This window comes from Pseudomonas sp. BYT-1 (genome assembly GCF_023611805.1).
In the GTDB taxonomy this organism is placed as follows: domain Bacteria; phylum Pseudomonadota; class Gammaproteobacteria; order Pseudomonadales; family Pseudomonadaceae; genus Aquipseudomonas; species Aquipseudomonas guariconensis.
Genome location: NZ_CP072559.1, coordinates 707,876 through 720,535, shown reverse-complemented (window position 1 = coordinate 720,535; position 12,660 = coordinate 707,876). Strand labels below are relative to the sequence as shown.

Genomic DNA, 12,660 nt, shown 5'->3' with positions numbered 1-12,660 from the left:
CTGGCGACAGCCTGCGATGGGCTGCACGGCAGCCCCAGCCGCCCCTCACCGCTCGACGATCATCGTCACCCCCTGCCCTCCCGCCGCGCAAATGGAGATCAGTCCTCGGCCCTTACCGGCCGTGGCCAGCAACTTGGCCATGTTCGCCAGGATGCGCCCGCCGGTAGCCGCGAACGGATGCCCTGTCGCCAGGGAGCTGCCTTTGACATTGAGCTTGCTGCGATCGATGGCGCCCAACGGCTGCGCAAGGCCCAGGCGCGTGCGGCAGTACTCCTCATCCTCCCAGGCCTTGAGCGTGCACAGCACCTGGGCGGCGAAGGCCTCGTGAATCTCGTAGTAGTCGAAATCCTGCAGGGTCAGCCCATTACGCGCCAACAACCGAGGTACCGCGTAGACAGGCGCCATCAACAGCCCTTCGTGACCGGTGACGAAATCCACTGCAGCGGTCTCGCCATCCACCACATACGCCAGCACAGGCAAGTCGTGCTCCCTGGCCCATTCTTCGGTGCCCAGCAATACCAGTGAGGCGCCATCGGTCAGCGGTGTGGAGTTGCCGGCCGTCAGGGTGCCCTGCCCGCTGCGGTCGAACGCGGGCTTGAGCTTGGCCAACTGCTCCAAGGTCAGGTCCGCACGCAGGTTGTTGTCCCTAGCCAGGCCCAGGTAAGGCGTGAGCAGGTCCTCATGCCAGCCCTCATCGAACGAGGCCAGCAGACGTTGATGACTGAGCAGGGCCAGCTCGTCCTGCTCGGCACGACCAATCTGCCAGGTCTGCGCCATGCGCTCGCAATGCTCGCCCATCGACAGCCCCGTGCGCGCCTCTTCGATACGCGGCAGTTCAGGTAGAAAGTGCCTGGGACGCAGCTTGAGGAACGGCTTGAGCCGCTCGGGCCAGGTTCTGGCGCTGTTGGCCTGCAACAGGATGCGCCGCAGGCCCGGGCTGACGGCGATCGGGGCGTCCGAGGCGGTGTCCACGCCGCCGGCGATGGCACAGTCGATCTGCCCGAGGGCAATCTTGTTGGCCGACAGCAGCGCCACCTCCAGGCCCGTGCCACAGGCCAGCTGAAGGTCATAGGCCGGTGTCTGTGCCGAAAGCCGTGAGCCCAGCACGCTCTCGCGGGTCAGGCTCATGTCGCGGGCATGTTTGACCACCGCGCCCGCGGCCACCTCGCCCAGGCGCAAGCCATGCAGATGGCAGCGCTCAATGAGGCCCTCGAGCGCGGCGGTGAGCATCGCCTGGTTGCTAGCCTTGGCATAGACGCCGTTGGAGCGGGCAAACGGTATTCGGTTTGCGCCCAGGATCGCGACGCGGCGGGGTGAAACCATGGCGCATGTTCCTTCTGAAACAATTTGATCCGTACAGACTAGGTGTTTTTACCGCAGTCGAACGACCTCGACACAAACTTGGTCCACACTTGCAAGCTTGTCCCCTGGGAGACCCGCACATGAGCGACCGCTATCTCGGCTTTGCCAACTCCAACCTTGGCCGACGCCTCGTCGATGCCTTGGGCCTGCCCCGTCCGGCGCCGCTGGAGCGATGGCAGGCAGGGCGCCTGCGTCCCGTGGAGGGTGCCCTGGTGCTCGGAGGTGGGCCCCTGGCAGTCCAGGTGGAGGCCATCGCTCCACGCCTGACCGACACCCTCTACAGCTTCAACGGCGAAGGGCTGCAGGCGCAGACCTGGGTCGCCGGCCTGGGGCCGAAGCTCAAGGCCGTGGTGTTCGATGCCAGCCATCTGGCCGACAGCGACGATTTGCGCCAATTGCGTGAGTTCTTCCAGCCGCTGCTGCGCAGCTTGGCCCGCTGCGCCCATGTGGTGATCCTCGGGCGCGCGCCCGAAAGCCTCGACGACCCGCAGGCCAGCGTGGCCCAGCGCGCCCTGGAAGGCTTCAGCCGTTCACTGGGCAAGGAACTGCGCGACGGTGCCACCGTGCAGTTGCTGTATGTCGACAAGGCCGCCGAAGACCAGCTCGAAGGCGCCTTGCGCTTCTTCCTGTCGCCCCGCAGTGCCTTCATCAGCGGCCAAGTTCTGCGCCTGGGCCCTTGCGCCAACCACGTCGAGGACTGGACCCGCCCGCTGGCCGGCCGCCGCGCCCTGGTGACCGGTGCCGCCCGAGGGATTGGCGCAGCCATCGCCGAGACCCTGGCCCGCGATGGCGCGGACGTCATCCTGCTGGATGTTCCACAGGCACAAAAAGACCTCGACGCCCTTGCCGCCCGCCTGGGTGGCGAGGCCCTGGCCCTGGACATCTGCGCCAGCGATGCCCCAGCCAAGCTGGTCGAAGCCCTGCCCGACGGCCTCGACATCCTGGTGCACAACGCCGGCATCACCCGCGACAAGACCCTGGCCAACATGACGCCCGAATATTGGGACGCGGTGCTGGCCGTGAACCTCAAGGCCCCGCAAGTCCTGACCCAAGCGTTGTTCGACGCCGGCAAGCTTCACGACGGGGCGCGCATCACCCTGCTCGCCTCGGTCAGCGGCATCGGCGGCAATCGCGGGCAGTCCAATTACGCAGCGAGCAAGGCCGGCCTGATCGGCTTCGCCCAAGCCTGGGCACCCAAGCTGGCCAAGCAGGGCGCCAGCATCAATGCCGTGGCCCCAGGCTTTATCGAAACCCACATGACCGCCGCCATGCCCATGGGCCTGCGCGAAGCCGGACGACGCCTGAGTTCGCTGGGCCAGGGCGGCGTGCCACAGGACGTCGCCGAGGCCATCGCCTGGCTCAGCCAGCCCGGCACGGGCGCGGTCAATGGCCAAGTCCTGCGGGTCTGCGGCCAGGCACTGATGGGGGCATGACAATGACCCGTTCATGGCACGACCTGCACAACCCCGACGCACGCGCCAGCCTTTACCTGCGGGCGTTGCGCAAACGCGGTATCAGCGGCGACCGATTGCCCGAGGCCGGCCTGCGCTGTTTCCTGCGGGTTCAGCCCGACAACCTGGCGGCCTATCGCCGACTGTGCCATTTCGCCGACCACGGCCGCCTGCCGCCGACCTATCCCCACATCATGGCCTTCACCCTGCAGCTCCAGTTGCTCACGGCCCATCGCTTCCCTTTCCCGCTGCTCGGTTTGGTCCACCTGCACAACGAAATCCAGGTCCATCGTCCGCTGGGCGGTATCGATGGCTTGCGCTTTGCGGTCTACGCCGACAACCTGCAGGCCCACGCCAAAGGCGGCACCTTCGATCTGGTCACCGAGGCCGAGGATGGGCTGGGTCTGCTCTGGCGGGAAACCAGCCGGATGCTGGTGCGCGGCCTGCGTTTGGAAGGCCAGGGGGACGAGGTGCAGACCGTCGAACCCGGCAACCTGCCGGAGGTCACCCGGTGGTACGCCGACAGTGGTATTGGCCGGCGCTACGCCAAGGTGTGCGGCGACTACAATCCGATCCACCTGAGCGCCTCCAGCGCCCGCCTGTTCGGCTTCCCCACCGCCATCGCCCATGGCATGTGGACCAAGGCCATGGCGATGGCCGCCTTGCGCGGCCATCTGCCGGCCAGCGGCTATGCCTTCGCGGTAGATTTCCACAAACCCGTGCGCTTGCCTTCGGAGGTGGTGCTCAGTGCCAGCGAAGCCGGGCCGGAAGGCGTGTTGCGCCTGGAGGGTCATGGGGCGCTGGTGCACATGCTCGGGCGCTGGTCCCCGCTCTAGCCCTGGGGCTGCCATGCAGCCCGAGGCGCTTGCTTTGCAGCCAGGCTCATCCGAAGCTATGCGCCATTAGGAGAGCCCAATGAACCTGCAAGAACTGACTGAACGCCTGCACCGGATCCGCGACACCAACGACTGGCGCGGCTTCCACAGCCCCAAGAACCTGGCCATGGCGGCCAGTGTCGAAATGGCTGAACTGGTGGAGATCTTCCAATGGCTGACCGAGGATCAATCGCGCCAGCTTCCCCCTGAAAAACTCGCCCACGCCGGCCAGGAAGTGGGCGATATCGTCCTCTACCTGTTGCTGCTGTGCAGCGAACTGGGGCTGGACATGAACGAAGTGGTGCGTGCCAAGCTGGCTGACAGCGAGAGGCGCTTCGCCAAATGAACGACCGTCATTTCGATGAATTGGCCACCCGTTTCGCCGAGAAGATCTATGGCGGCGCCAAAGGCGCGATCCGCCTCGCGGGCCTTCAGGCCGACCTCGCCGAAGCCCTGCCCGACCGTCCCTTGCGCGTGCTGGACATCGGCGCAGGCTTGGGCCACATGGCCCTGTGGCTGGCCGAACGCGGCCACCACCTGACCCTCGCCGAACCCGCCGCGCCCATGCTCGACGGTGCCCGCGCCCGCTTTGCCGAGGCCGGCCAGGCAGCCACCTTCATCCAGGCGCCCTGGCAGGACCTGCTCGGCCAGCTGACCGAGCCGTTCGACCTGGTGCTGTGCCACGCCGTGCTGGAATGGCTGGCCGAACCCGAGAGCATCCTGCCGGTGCTGCACCAGTTGACCGCTCCTGCCGGCTGGTTGTCCCTGGCGTTCTACAACCGCGACGCGCTGGTCTACCGCAACCTGCTCAAAGGCCATTTCCGCAAGTTGCGCAGCAACCGCCTAGCGGGTGAAAGCCAGAGCCTGACTCCGCAGAAACCGCTTGATCCAAGGGAGCTCAAGGCGCAACTTGAACCCATGTGGCAAGTCGAAAGTGAAAGTGGCGTGCGGGTGTTCTATGACTACATGCCCAAGGACTTCCAGGCCAAGGCCGAGCTGCTCGACCTACTGGAGATGGAGCTCGCACATCGCCGCCACCCCAGCTTCGCTGGGCTTGGCCGCTATCTGCACTGGATCTGCCGACCGCATTGACCCGCTTGCCGGGAGGACCCCATGCCGTACCCGCAACTCTGCCTGGCATTGCTCACCCTGACCCTGGCTGCCTGCCAGGGCAGCAACCCTTATGTCGCCAGTAGCCGGCCATTGCCGCCGGCACCGGCCCAGGCAGCCAACACCTTCGATGCCAGCGCTTATCCTGCACCGCCGCGCGACTATGGCCGCTATCGCAGCTGGCGCTGGCGCGACGGCCAGCCGCCAAGTGCCAATGCCAACGCCGACCCTGCGCAACTGGCCGAGGCGGTCAGCAGCGCCCTCGACCAGCATGGTTTGCGTCCTGCACGCGGCAATGCCGCGGACCTTCTGGTAAGCGCCGATATCCGTCTGGAGCGTCGCCTGCGCCAGGTGCGTGACTACGACTATTACGACCCCTACTACGGCCCGTACCCCTACGGCAGCATCGGCTATGGCGGTTATCGCAATGGCTATGGCGCCTATGGCAGCGTGCCGATCGTGCGCACCTATGAAGTCGAAGTCATGGTGGTGCGCATCGACCTGTTCGACGCGCGCGACGGCCAACCGGTATGGAGCGCCAGCGCCGAGAGTGGCAGCGGCAAGGACTCGCCTCGGGACCGCGAAAACGCTTTGCGCGAGTCAGTGGGCAAGGCGCTGAGCGGCTATCCTCCCAGTTAGTGTCCAACGGAGAACCATCATGTTGCGCCGCCTCGTTCTGTTGTCATTCGCGTTGTTGCTCACCGCCTGCGCCAACAACAACGTCACCCAGGATTTCGACGCCAGCCGTGACTTCGCTGCCTACCGCAGCTGGGCCTGGCAGGAACCGGCGTTGCAGTACCGCCCGGACGACCCACGGATCAAGAGCGACCTGACCGAGCAGCGCATCCGCCAGGCCGTGGCCGACCAGCTCGACCAACGCGGCCTGAGACCGGTGCAGGGCAATGCCCAGGCCGATGTGAAGGTACGCGCCTACCTCATCGTCGAGGAACGCCAGCAGCAGATCACCACCAACTACGGCGGCGCCTGGGGTGGGTACTGGGGAGGTTATTGGGGCGGGCCGATGTACAACGAGACCCGTAGCGTCGACTACAAGGTCGCGACCATCCAGGTGGACATGTTCGACGGTCGTGACGGCAAGCTGGTCTGGCGTGCCAGCGCCGAACAGATCATGAACAACTACCCGCCCGGCCCGGAAGAACGCAACACTGCGATCCAGAAGACCGTCACCCAGGTGATGTCGCACTATCCACCGCGCCGGCAGTAAACAGACGATGCAGTGATGGCACGGGCTTCGCCCGTGTTCGCGGGATAAGCCGCGAACACGGGCCGGCAAGGTCGTCACGATCGACCAAGCAAACACGGCAATTAGCCATCACCTTTACTACACTCCTTTCACCGCCGCCGCGCTGCTTGGCCAGAGGCCTGCAAAGGAGTGCCCGTGGTTCTTCGTTATCCCGCACGCCAACGCGGCGCGATCGGCCTGATGGCCGCGCTCACGCTGGGCCTTGCCCTGCTGTTCATGCTGCTGGTGGTCGACAGCGGCCGGCTTTATCTGGAGCAGCGTAAACTTCAGCGCATCGCCGACATGGCAGCATTGGAGGCGGCTGGCCAACACGCCGTGTGCACCGGCACCGGTCCCCAGGCCCCCACCCTTGCGCGCACCGCCGCCACCCGCAATGGCCATGATCCGAGCAACCCGCTGGTGGCCAGTTGTGGCCATGTGCAAACCGGGGCCGACCACCTGCGCACCTTCACCGTCGATGCCTCGCGCAATGAGGCAATCAGGGTGCAGGTCAGCAACACCGTCCCCACCAGCGTTGCCGCCGGTGTCTTTGCCTTGGTCAAAGGCGATGGTTTGCCCTTGACCAGCACTTTGACTGCCAGCGCCGTGGCCTCAGTGCCCACGCAACCGCAGGCGATGCTGCGAATCCGCAGCACACTGGTGAAGATCGACACCCGCCAGGCGGCGCTGCTCAATGCTCTGCTCGCCCCCCTGGGTGGCAACCTGCAGCTCGACGTTGCCGGCTGGCAGGGCCTGGCCGACACCCAACTCAATCTACTCAAGTACCTGGATCAGTTGGCAGTGGACCTGAACATCAAAGCCGGCGACTACCAGACCCTGCTCGACACGAACGCCAGCGCAACCCAACTGCTGCAAGCCGCCGTGAAAGTCCTGCAGCAAAGTGGCACCGCGGTTGACGTGGTATCGAACCTGGGCAAGGTGGCACTGGCCGGCAGCGGCAGTTCATTGCATCTGGGGGAGCTGGTCGATATCCAGAACGGCACCGCCAAGGCCGGGCTCGATGCTAGCCTTCAGTTGCTTCAGTTGGTCCATGGCATGCTCATGGTCGCAGCCAGCGACAGCGCCGCAGGCATCGACCTCTCGCCCAGCGTGCTTGGCCTGGCCAATGGTCGAGTACGGGTGAAAGTCATAGAGCCACAACAGATTTCCTCGGTGGGTGACCCATCAAAAGATGAGCTCAGGGTGCATACCGCCCAGGTCAAAGTCCTGGTGTCGGTCGATCTGCCGTTGCTGGACAGCGTCGTCGGCCTGGTAAACGCCGTGCTCGACCTGGCGGCCCCCTTGACCAACGTGCTGAACAATCTGCTCAGCCTGAACCTGTTCGGCACCGTGCAATCGCTGACCTGTAGCCTGGGCATTCCGTGCAAGGTCAGCGACATCAAGCTGATGCCGGACAAGCTTCACCTGGATATCGGCCTGGAGATAGGCGAAGCCACCAGCCGCCTCAAGCCGCCGTTGACGAGCAGTTACAGTTGCTCCCCCAAGCGCCTCACTACCCTCACCGACCGCTCCGCCGTGAAGATCTCGGTGGGCAGGTTCGACTCGCCCGACACGTTTTTCGCCCAGGGCACCGCTGCTAACAAGGCCCTGCCTTTGATCGACATCGGCACCAATGTCTGCAGCCGCGTGTTGATCCTACCGCCAGTCTGCGGCACCCGCGTGCCCTTCGCCGGTGGCGGCATCGGCGTGCGTGTCGACAGCAAGGTACTGGGGTACGGCCAGGGCGAACATGACTTGGTCTTCCAAGGCGCGAGCGAACCGCCCGATATTGGTCTCGATCCGCGCTATCAGGCGATGGCGACCGCCAACAGCAATGTGGTGGGCAGCCTCAGCGACACCTTGCTGGGGATTCACCTGGAGGCCTACGAACCCACTGCGAACAGTGGCCTGGGCAAGATCTTGGTGTTGACCGCAGGCCTGCTCGACGGTGTGAAGAGCATCCTCGAACCGCTGATCAAGAACCTGCTCAGCCCGATCATCGATCCGTTGGTGGAAATGCTCCTCAAGATGCTCGGCATCGACCTGGTCAACGCAGAAGTCGGGGCCAACCTCAGTTGTTCCAGCGGCCGCGCTCAGTTGGTGCTGTAAACCGGCAGACACACCCTGAAGCACGCGCCCTCGGCTCCGTTGGCCACGCTCAGGCTGCCTTCCATGGCTTCGATGATGCCATGGCTCACCGACAGTCCTAGCCCGGTGCCGACACCCGCCGGTTTGGTGGTAAAGAACGGCTCGAAAATACGCGCCTGGACCTGCGGGTCGATGCCGCCGCCGTTGTCCTCCACCCACAGGCACAGCTGCCCAGGCTGCAAGGTCTGGCGGATGCTGATCCAGGGCTCGGCGCAACGTTGTTCGAGCAGGGCATCGCGGGCATTGATCATGAGGTTGATCATCACCTGCTCCAGTTGATCCTTGTGCCCCAGCACCTGCGGTTGGTCCTCGGGCGTCTCGATCCGCAGGGAGACGCCCTTGCCGCGCAGGCTTTCCTCGAGCATCGCCGTCGCCTCCTGCACCGCGCTCCAGGCTGCGAAGCGCTGACGCTCGACCTCGGAGCGGCGCCCGAACACGCGCATGTGGTCCACCAGCCGTGCGGTACGCTCGATCTGCGCTTCGATGCGGTGCAACTTATCCTCCAGATAGGCAGGCTCGGCCGTGCCGTTCTCCAGGCGTTTCAGGGCATTGGCCGCCGCCATGCGCATGACGTTCAATGGCTGGTTGATTTCATGCAGCAGGCCGGTGGTCAACTCGCCGAGCGTCGCCATCTTGGCGCCTTGCAGCAGCTGCCGCTGGCTGCGTCGCACTTCGGTGTTGTCACGGCCCACTGCCTGGATCTCCAGCAGCCGCCCCTGCTCATCGAACAGCCCGCGGTCGGCCCAGACCCACCAGGCGTGCTCGCGACCAGGCAACTGCAGGCAGATCTCCGCGCTGCTCATCGGTTGCTCGGGGGTCAGCAGTTGCAGCCGCGCCAGGAACGCTTCGCGCTGCTCCTGCGAGAGCCACTGGCCGAGGTTCATACCCTCCAGTTGCTCCGGCGCGCAGTGCAGGTAGTCGGCCAAGGGTCGGTTGCCGAACACCAGGGCCAGGTCTGGGCGATAACGGCAGATCATCGCCGGAGAGTCCTCTACCAGCACCCGGTAGCGCTCCTCGCTCTGGCGTACCCGGTCGGCGGCCTCGGTGGCCTCGCTGACATCCAGCCACAAGCCGACCACCTCCAGCGGCTGGCCAATATCGTTGCGCAGCAGTCGCGCCTCATCGAGTATCCAGTGGTAGCCACCCCGGCTATCGCGCAGACGGTAGCGGCTACGGGCCTGGCCCTCGCGCAGCAAGGTGCGGGTACGCTCCAGCCACAATGCGCGGTCGTCCGGATGCACGGCCAGGCCCGGCTGGCGGGCCTGTTCGCTGTCCGGCGTCCAGCCCAGCAGCGGCATCAAGCTGGCGCTGAAGAATTCGCTGTGCAACGCACCTTCGGCGTAGCGCTGTATGTAGATCACCGCCGGTGAACTGGCGATCAGGCTTTCCAGGCGTGTGCGCGCCGCGCTCGTCTGCAGCTCCTGCGCCTTGAGCGCACTGATGTCGAGCAGAAAACCGCGCAGCTCGCTGCCCTGCAACCGGCCCACCCAATGCAGCCAGGCCGGATCGCCATGCCCTTGGAGCGCCGGCACACGCACGCTCAGGCTCAAGTCATCGCCCATGCAGGCCTGCTCCAGGGCCAGGCGCGCCGGCTCCCGGTCGGCAGGGTGAAGCCGCGCAAGCCACTGCTCCAGGCTGGGGTGGTGGGGCAGATCAAGACGCGCGGCCAGGGTCGGGTCCAGGTGCAGGCCGTCCTCGCGTGACCAGGCCCACCAACCTGCGCCCAGTTGTTGCTGCAACTGCGCCAGGTAACCGCTCTGCTGTTGCAGCCGGGCATGCCGATAACGGCTGAGCACCGGTTCGATCAAGGCCTGCCACAACAGGTGCGCATCGGCGGGCATCTGCTGCCCGCCGGCACACAGCAGCCAGGCCTGGACCTGCGAGCCTTCAAGGTACGGCAGCACGAACAGCGAAACGCCGCCACACAGGGTCAGCAGTTCTGCAGGCAGCGTGGCGGCTGTCTGAGGTTGCGCCGACAGACCGTCCAGCCAGGATTGCAGGCGGGCGTCGCCCGGCCACGGCCAAGGTGTCTCGTTACCGGCGAAGGTGCGCCAACCCGAAGCCTGCGGCAGCATCAGGCGCACGGCGGGCACATGCCAGTGCTCGGCCAGATGCTGCAATTGCACCGCCACACATTGGGTCAAACGCTCCGCGCTGCACTCGCGCAAGGCGCGGTCGATGTCCTTTGCCAACTGCCACTCGCCTTGATGCTGCCAGGCGTGGGTCCGCTCGAGCAGCAGGTCGCCGATATCGAACAGCTGCAACAACCAGCCATCGCCCTGGCGCATCACCCAGCCACGGGTACACAGGGGATTGCCCGTGGCAGTGCGAAAATCCAGATCCAAGGGTTGCCCCTGCCAATCGGCAGGCTGCCCTTCCAGCACCAGCCAGCTGTGCCGCTCCAGGTAGTCCTGGACCCGGCCACCACCTTTGAAGGGCAACGCCAACAAGGTGCGCAACGGCCCAGACAAGCGCTGCACGCTGCCTTGCCCATCGAGCCACAGTTGCAGGCCAACGGCGGCAGGCGCCTCAGGCTCGGAAACAGCTGGCTGCGTGCCGCCGCGCCAACGGTCGAACAGCCCGGTCACAGTTGCAGACTCGCTTTGGCCTGCAACTGCTCGGGCAAGCGTGGTACTTCACCGATCACAGGCAGCACCAGCAATGGCAACACGCGGGTCAGGCGCTCACGCGGGTATTGAATGGTTACGGTCAACAGCTTCCCGCTCAACTCGACCTTGGCATCCTTGACCGCGCTGAAGCCCAAGGCCGCGGGCATCCAGGACAGCTGCTGGTCGATCGCCTGCTGTGCCACGGCGCTGTAGCTGGCCAAGGCGCTGCCGGGCTCGAGCGCCACGCAGCGGCGCACCGCCTCGCTGGCCGCCTGGTTGAACGACTGCACCATCAGCATCGGCAATGCATAGCTGACCAACCCGTAGAACACCGCGAAAAAAACCATGAAGACTGCGACGAACTCGATGGCAGCCGCACCTTTTTGCCGTCTTGCCAGGCTTGCTTTCATGTTCGCGTCTACCCTGACTATGACACCTGAAACACAGCATAGAACCGTTCAACGAATAGGGATGGCATTTTGCCAATGCAAAGCATTGTTCTCCTGATGTGGCTTGCCTTGTGCACCGAACAAGATATCCGCGAACGGCAGCTCTCCAACGCTCTGACCCTGGGCGTTGCGGCTTGTGCCTTGGTCTGGTTGTTCGCCACCGGGCGCAGCTGGATCGGCGCCGAACCCAGCGATGCCGGTTGGGCACTGGCCATCGTCATGCTGCTCACCCTCCCCGGCTACATGCTTGGCCGCTTCGGCGCTGGCGACGTCAAGCTGATGGGCGCCCTGGCCCTGGCCACCAGCCCCCCGTACGTGCTTGGCACTTTCATCGGCGCCGGCATCACCGTGCTGGCCTGGCTGCTTGGCCGCCGCAGGCTGTGGATCCTGCTCAATCCCAAGGTGAAAAAGCGCCTGCAGAAACTGGCCGAGGAAGTCGGCGACAAACAACCCTTCGCGCCCTATGTGCTGGTGGGTTTTCTGCTGACAGCCGTATGGATTCAGTAACGGCACCAAAAACTATACAAACCTTGTACAAAACCACCAACACCAGCTACCGTCTTTAGCGTTCATGCGCAGGAACAAGGGCCCAGAACGAACAGGGAGTTGATCGTGAACAAACAGCCCAGCACGGTGAAGATTCTGGTCGTCGATGACCAGCCAGAGGTGGTCGAACAGCTGTGTGAATATCTCGAACTTCACGGCTACGCCTGCACCCCGGCCAACAGCGCCATGCAAGGCATTGAGCGCTACCAGGCCGACGAGCAGATCGGCTTGGTCCTGTGCGATCTACACCTCCCCCAGATCGATGGCATCGAGATGGTCCATGCGCTCAAGAAACTCACCGGTCGCCAGCGCGTGTTCGAAGCGATCATGCTGACCGGACAAGCCGAGAAGCAGGACATCATCCGCGCCCTGCGGGAAGGGTTCGCCGATTACTACCAGAAGCCCGTCGACCTGCAGGAGCTGCTCGAAGGCGTGCGACGCCAGGAGCAAGCGCTGCTCGAACGCCAACGCAACATTCATGAACTGGGGCACCTGAACCAACGCTTGCAGGAGCTGGCCGAGTCCATCGATATCCTTTACCAAGACCTGGAGAAAGCCCGCGGCCAAGGCATGCATCGCCGCGCCACGGACCTCGAAGAGCCCGAGGCCGAGCTGCCCCCGGTCTTCGACAAGCTCTCGCCGCGTCAGCTGGAAGTGGCCAGGCTCGTGGGCAAGGGCAAGACCAACTACCAGATCGCCTGTGAGCTCGGGATTACCGAGAACACCGTCAAGCTCTACGTGTCGCAGGTGCTGCGTCTGACCCACATGCACAACCGCACCCAACTGGCCTTGGCGCTGATGCCAGGCGCTTCGCCGCTGAGCCAGCGCTTCTCCACCCACTGAACGGCACAGGCTTGTAGCCTGTTG

General features: G+C 64.8%; 12 protein-coding genes. 9 read left to right on the top strand and 3 right to left on the bottom strand.

Annotation, left to right across the window (positions count from 1 at the left end; all coding sequences use genetic code 11):
• Nucleotides 1–45 precede the first annotated feature (45 nt).
• Nucleotides 46–1,323, bottom strand: coding sequence for an acetyl-CoA C-acetyltransferase (locus J5X93_RS03265; protein WP_043207842.1), 1,278 nt, complete (start codon nucleotides 1,321–1,323; stop codon nucleotides 46–48).
• A gap of 119 nt (nucleotides 1,324–1,442) precedes the next feature.
• Between J5X93_RS03265 and J5X93_RS03260 the strand changes: the two genes are divergently transcribed.
• From J5X93_RS03260 to J5X93_RS03230, 7 genes are all read left to right on the top strand, one after another.
• Complete coding sequence (locus tag J5X93_RS03260) at nucleotides 1,443–2,795, top strand: 3-oxoacyl-ACP reductase (protein ID WP_043207844.1); 1,353 nt, start codon at nucleotides 1,443–1,445, stop codon at nucleotides 2,793–2,795.
• A 2-nt stretch (nucleotides 2,796–2,797) separates the two neighbouring features.
• Nucleotides 2,798–3,649, top strand: coding sequence for a MaoC family dehydratase (locus J5X93_RS03255; RefSeq protein ID WP_250034421.1), 852 nt, complete (start codon nucleotides 2,798–2,800; stop codon nucleotides 3,647–3,649).
• Nucleotides 3,650–3,728: 79 nt separating this feature from the next.
• A complete protein-coding gene (locus J5X93_RS03250; protein WP_043207849.1) occupies nucleotides 3,729–4,034 on the top strand; it encodes a MazG-like family protein in 306 nt (101 codons plus the stop codon).
• On the top strand, nucleotides 4,031–4,780 hold the full coding sequence (locus J5X93_RS03245) for a methyltransferase domain-containing protein (protein ID WP_250034419.1): 750 nt from the start codon (nucleotides 4,031–4,033) through the stop codon (nucleotides 4,778–4,780). Before J5X93_RS03250 ends, J5X93_RS03245 begins: the two co-directional genes overlap by 4 nt.
• 21 nt (nucleotides 4,781–4,801) lie before the next feature.
• A complete protein-coding gene (locus tag J5X93_RS03240; RefSeq protein WP_043207854.1) occupies nucleotides 4,802–5,437 on the top strand; it encodes a DUF4136 domain-containing protein in 636 nt (211 codons plus the stop codon).
• Between the two features lie 19 nt (nucleotides 5,438–5,456).
• The gene (locus tag J5X93_RS03235) at nucleotides 5,457–6,023 is read left to right on the top strand and encodes a DUF4136 domain-containing protein (RefSeq protein ID WP_070572672.1); all 567 of its coding nucleotides are present in this window, start codon (nucleotides 5,457–5,459) and stop codon (nucleotides 6,021–6,023) included.
• Nucleotides 6,024–6,197: 174 nt separating this feature from the next.
• Complete coding sequence (locus J5X93_RS03230) at nucleotides 6,198–8,150, top strand: pilus assembly protein TadG-related protein (RefSeq protein WP_043207857.1); 1,953 nt, start codon at nucleotides 6,198–6,200, stop codon at nucleotides 8,148–8,150.
• On the opposite strand, the gene J5X93_RS03225 is transcribed toward J5X93_RS03230, so the two are convergent.
• Both J5X93_RS03225 and J5X93_RS03220 read right to left on the bottom strand, forming a co-directional pair.
• On the bottom strand, nucleotides 8,135–10,777 hold the full coding sequence (locus J5X93_RS03225; RefSeq protein ID WP_043207859.1) for a PAS domain-containing sensor histidine kinase: 2,643 nt from the start codon (nucleotides 10,775–10,777) through the stop codon (nucleotides 8,135–8,137). The two genes, J5X93_RS03230 and J5X93_RS03225, sit on opposite strands and share 16 nt — an antisense overlap.
• Entirely contained in the window at nucleotides 10,774–11,208 is a 435-nt protein-coding gene (locus tag J5X93_RS03220) for a TadE/TadG family type IV pilus assembly protein (protein ID WP_043207861.1), read from the bottom strand. Before J5X93_RS03220 ends, J5X93_RS03225 begins: the two co-directional genes overlap by 4 nt.
• A gap of 75 nt (nucleotides 11,209–11,283) precedes the next feature.
• Here J5X93_RS03220 and J5X93_RS03215 point away from each other — a divergent pair, with 75 nt between their 5' ends.
• Complete coding sequence (locus J5X93_RS03215; protein WP_043207863.1) at nucleotides 11,284–11,754, top strand: A24 family peptidase; 471 nt, start codon at nucleotides 11,284–11,286, stop codon at nucleotides 11,752–11,754.
• A 105-nt stretch (nucleotides 11,755–11,859) separates the two neighbouring features.
• The gene (locus J5X93_RS03210; protein WP_043207980.1) at nucleotides 11,860–12,636 is read left to right on the top strand and encodes a response regulator transcription factor; all 777 of its coding nucleotides are present in this window, start codon (nucleotides 11,860–11,862) and stop codon (nucleotides 12,634–12,636) included.
• Nucleotides 12,637–12,660 lie beyond the last annotated feature (24 nt).

What these genes read in the sequence shown, in the direction of transcription:
- J5X93_RS03260 (WP_043207844.1), top strand. Translation starts at nt 1,443, where the DNA reads ATGAGCGACCGCTATCTCGGCTTTGCCAACTCCAACCTTGGCCGACGC.
- J5X93_RS03250 (WP_043207849.1), top strand. Translation starts at nt 3,729, where the DNA reads ATGAACCTGCAAGAACTGACTGAACGCCTGCACCGGATCCGCGACACC.
- J5X93_RS03255 (WP_250034421.1), top strand. Translation starts at nt 2,798, where the DNA reads ATGACCCGTTCATGGCACGACCTGCACAACCCCGACGCACGCGCCAGC.
- J5X93_RS03240 (WP_043207854.1), top strand. Translation starts at nt 4,802, where the DNA reads ATGCCGTACCCGCAACTCTGCCTGGCATTGCTCACCCTGACCCTGGCT.
- J5X93_RS03265 (WP_043207842.1), bottom strand. Translation starts at nt 1,323, where the DNA reads ATGGTTTCACCCCGCCGCGTCGCGATCCTGGGCGCAAACCGAATACCG.
- J5X93_RS03245 (WP_250034419.1), top strand. Translation starts at nt 4,031, where the DNA reads ATGAACGACCGTCATTTCGATGAATTGGCCACCCGTTTCGCCGAGAAG.
- J5X93_RS03235 (WP_070572672.1), top strand. Translation starts at nt 5,457, where the DNA reads ATGTTGCGCCGCCTCGTTCTGTTGTCATTCGCGTTGTTGCTCACCGCC.
- J5X93_RS03220 (WP_043207861.1), bottom strand. Translation starts at nt 11,208, where the DNA reads ATGAAAGCAAGCCTGGCAAGACGGCAAAAAGGTGCGGCTGCCATCGAG.
- J5X93_RS03215 (WP_043207863.1), top strand. Translation starts at nt 11,284, where the DNA reads ATGCAAAGCATTGTTCTCCTGATGTGGCTTGCCTTGTGCACCGAACAA.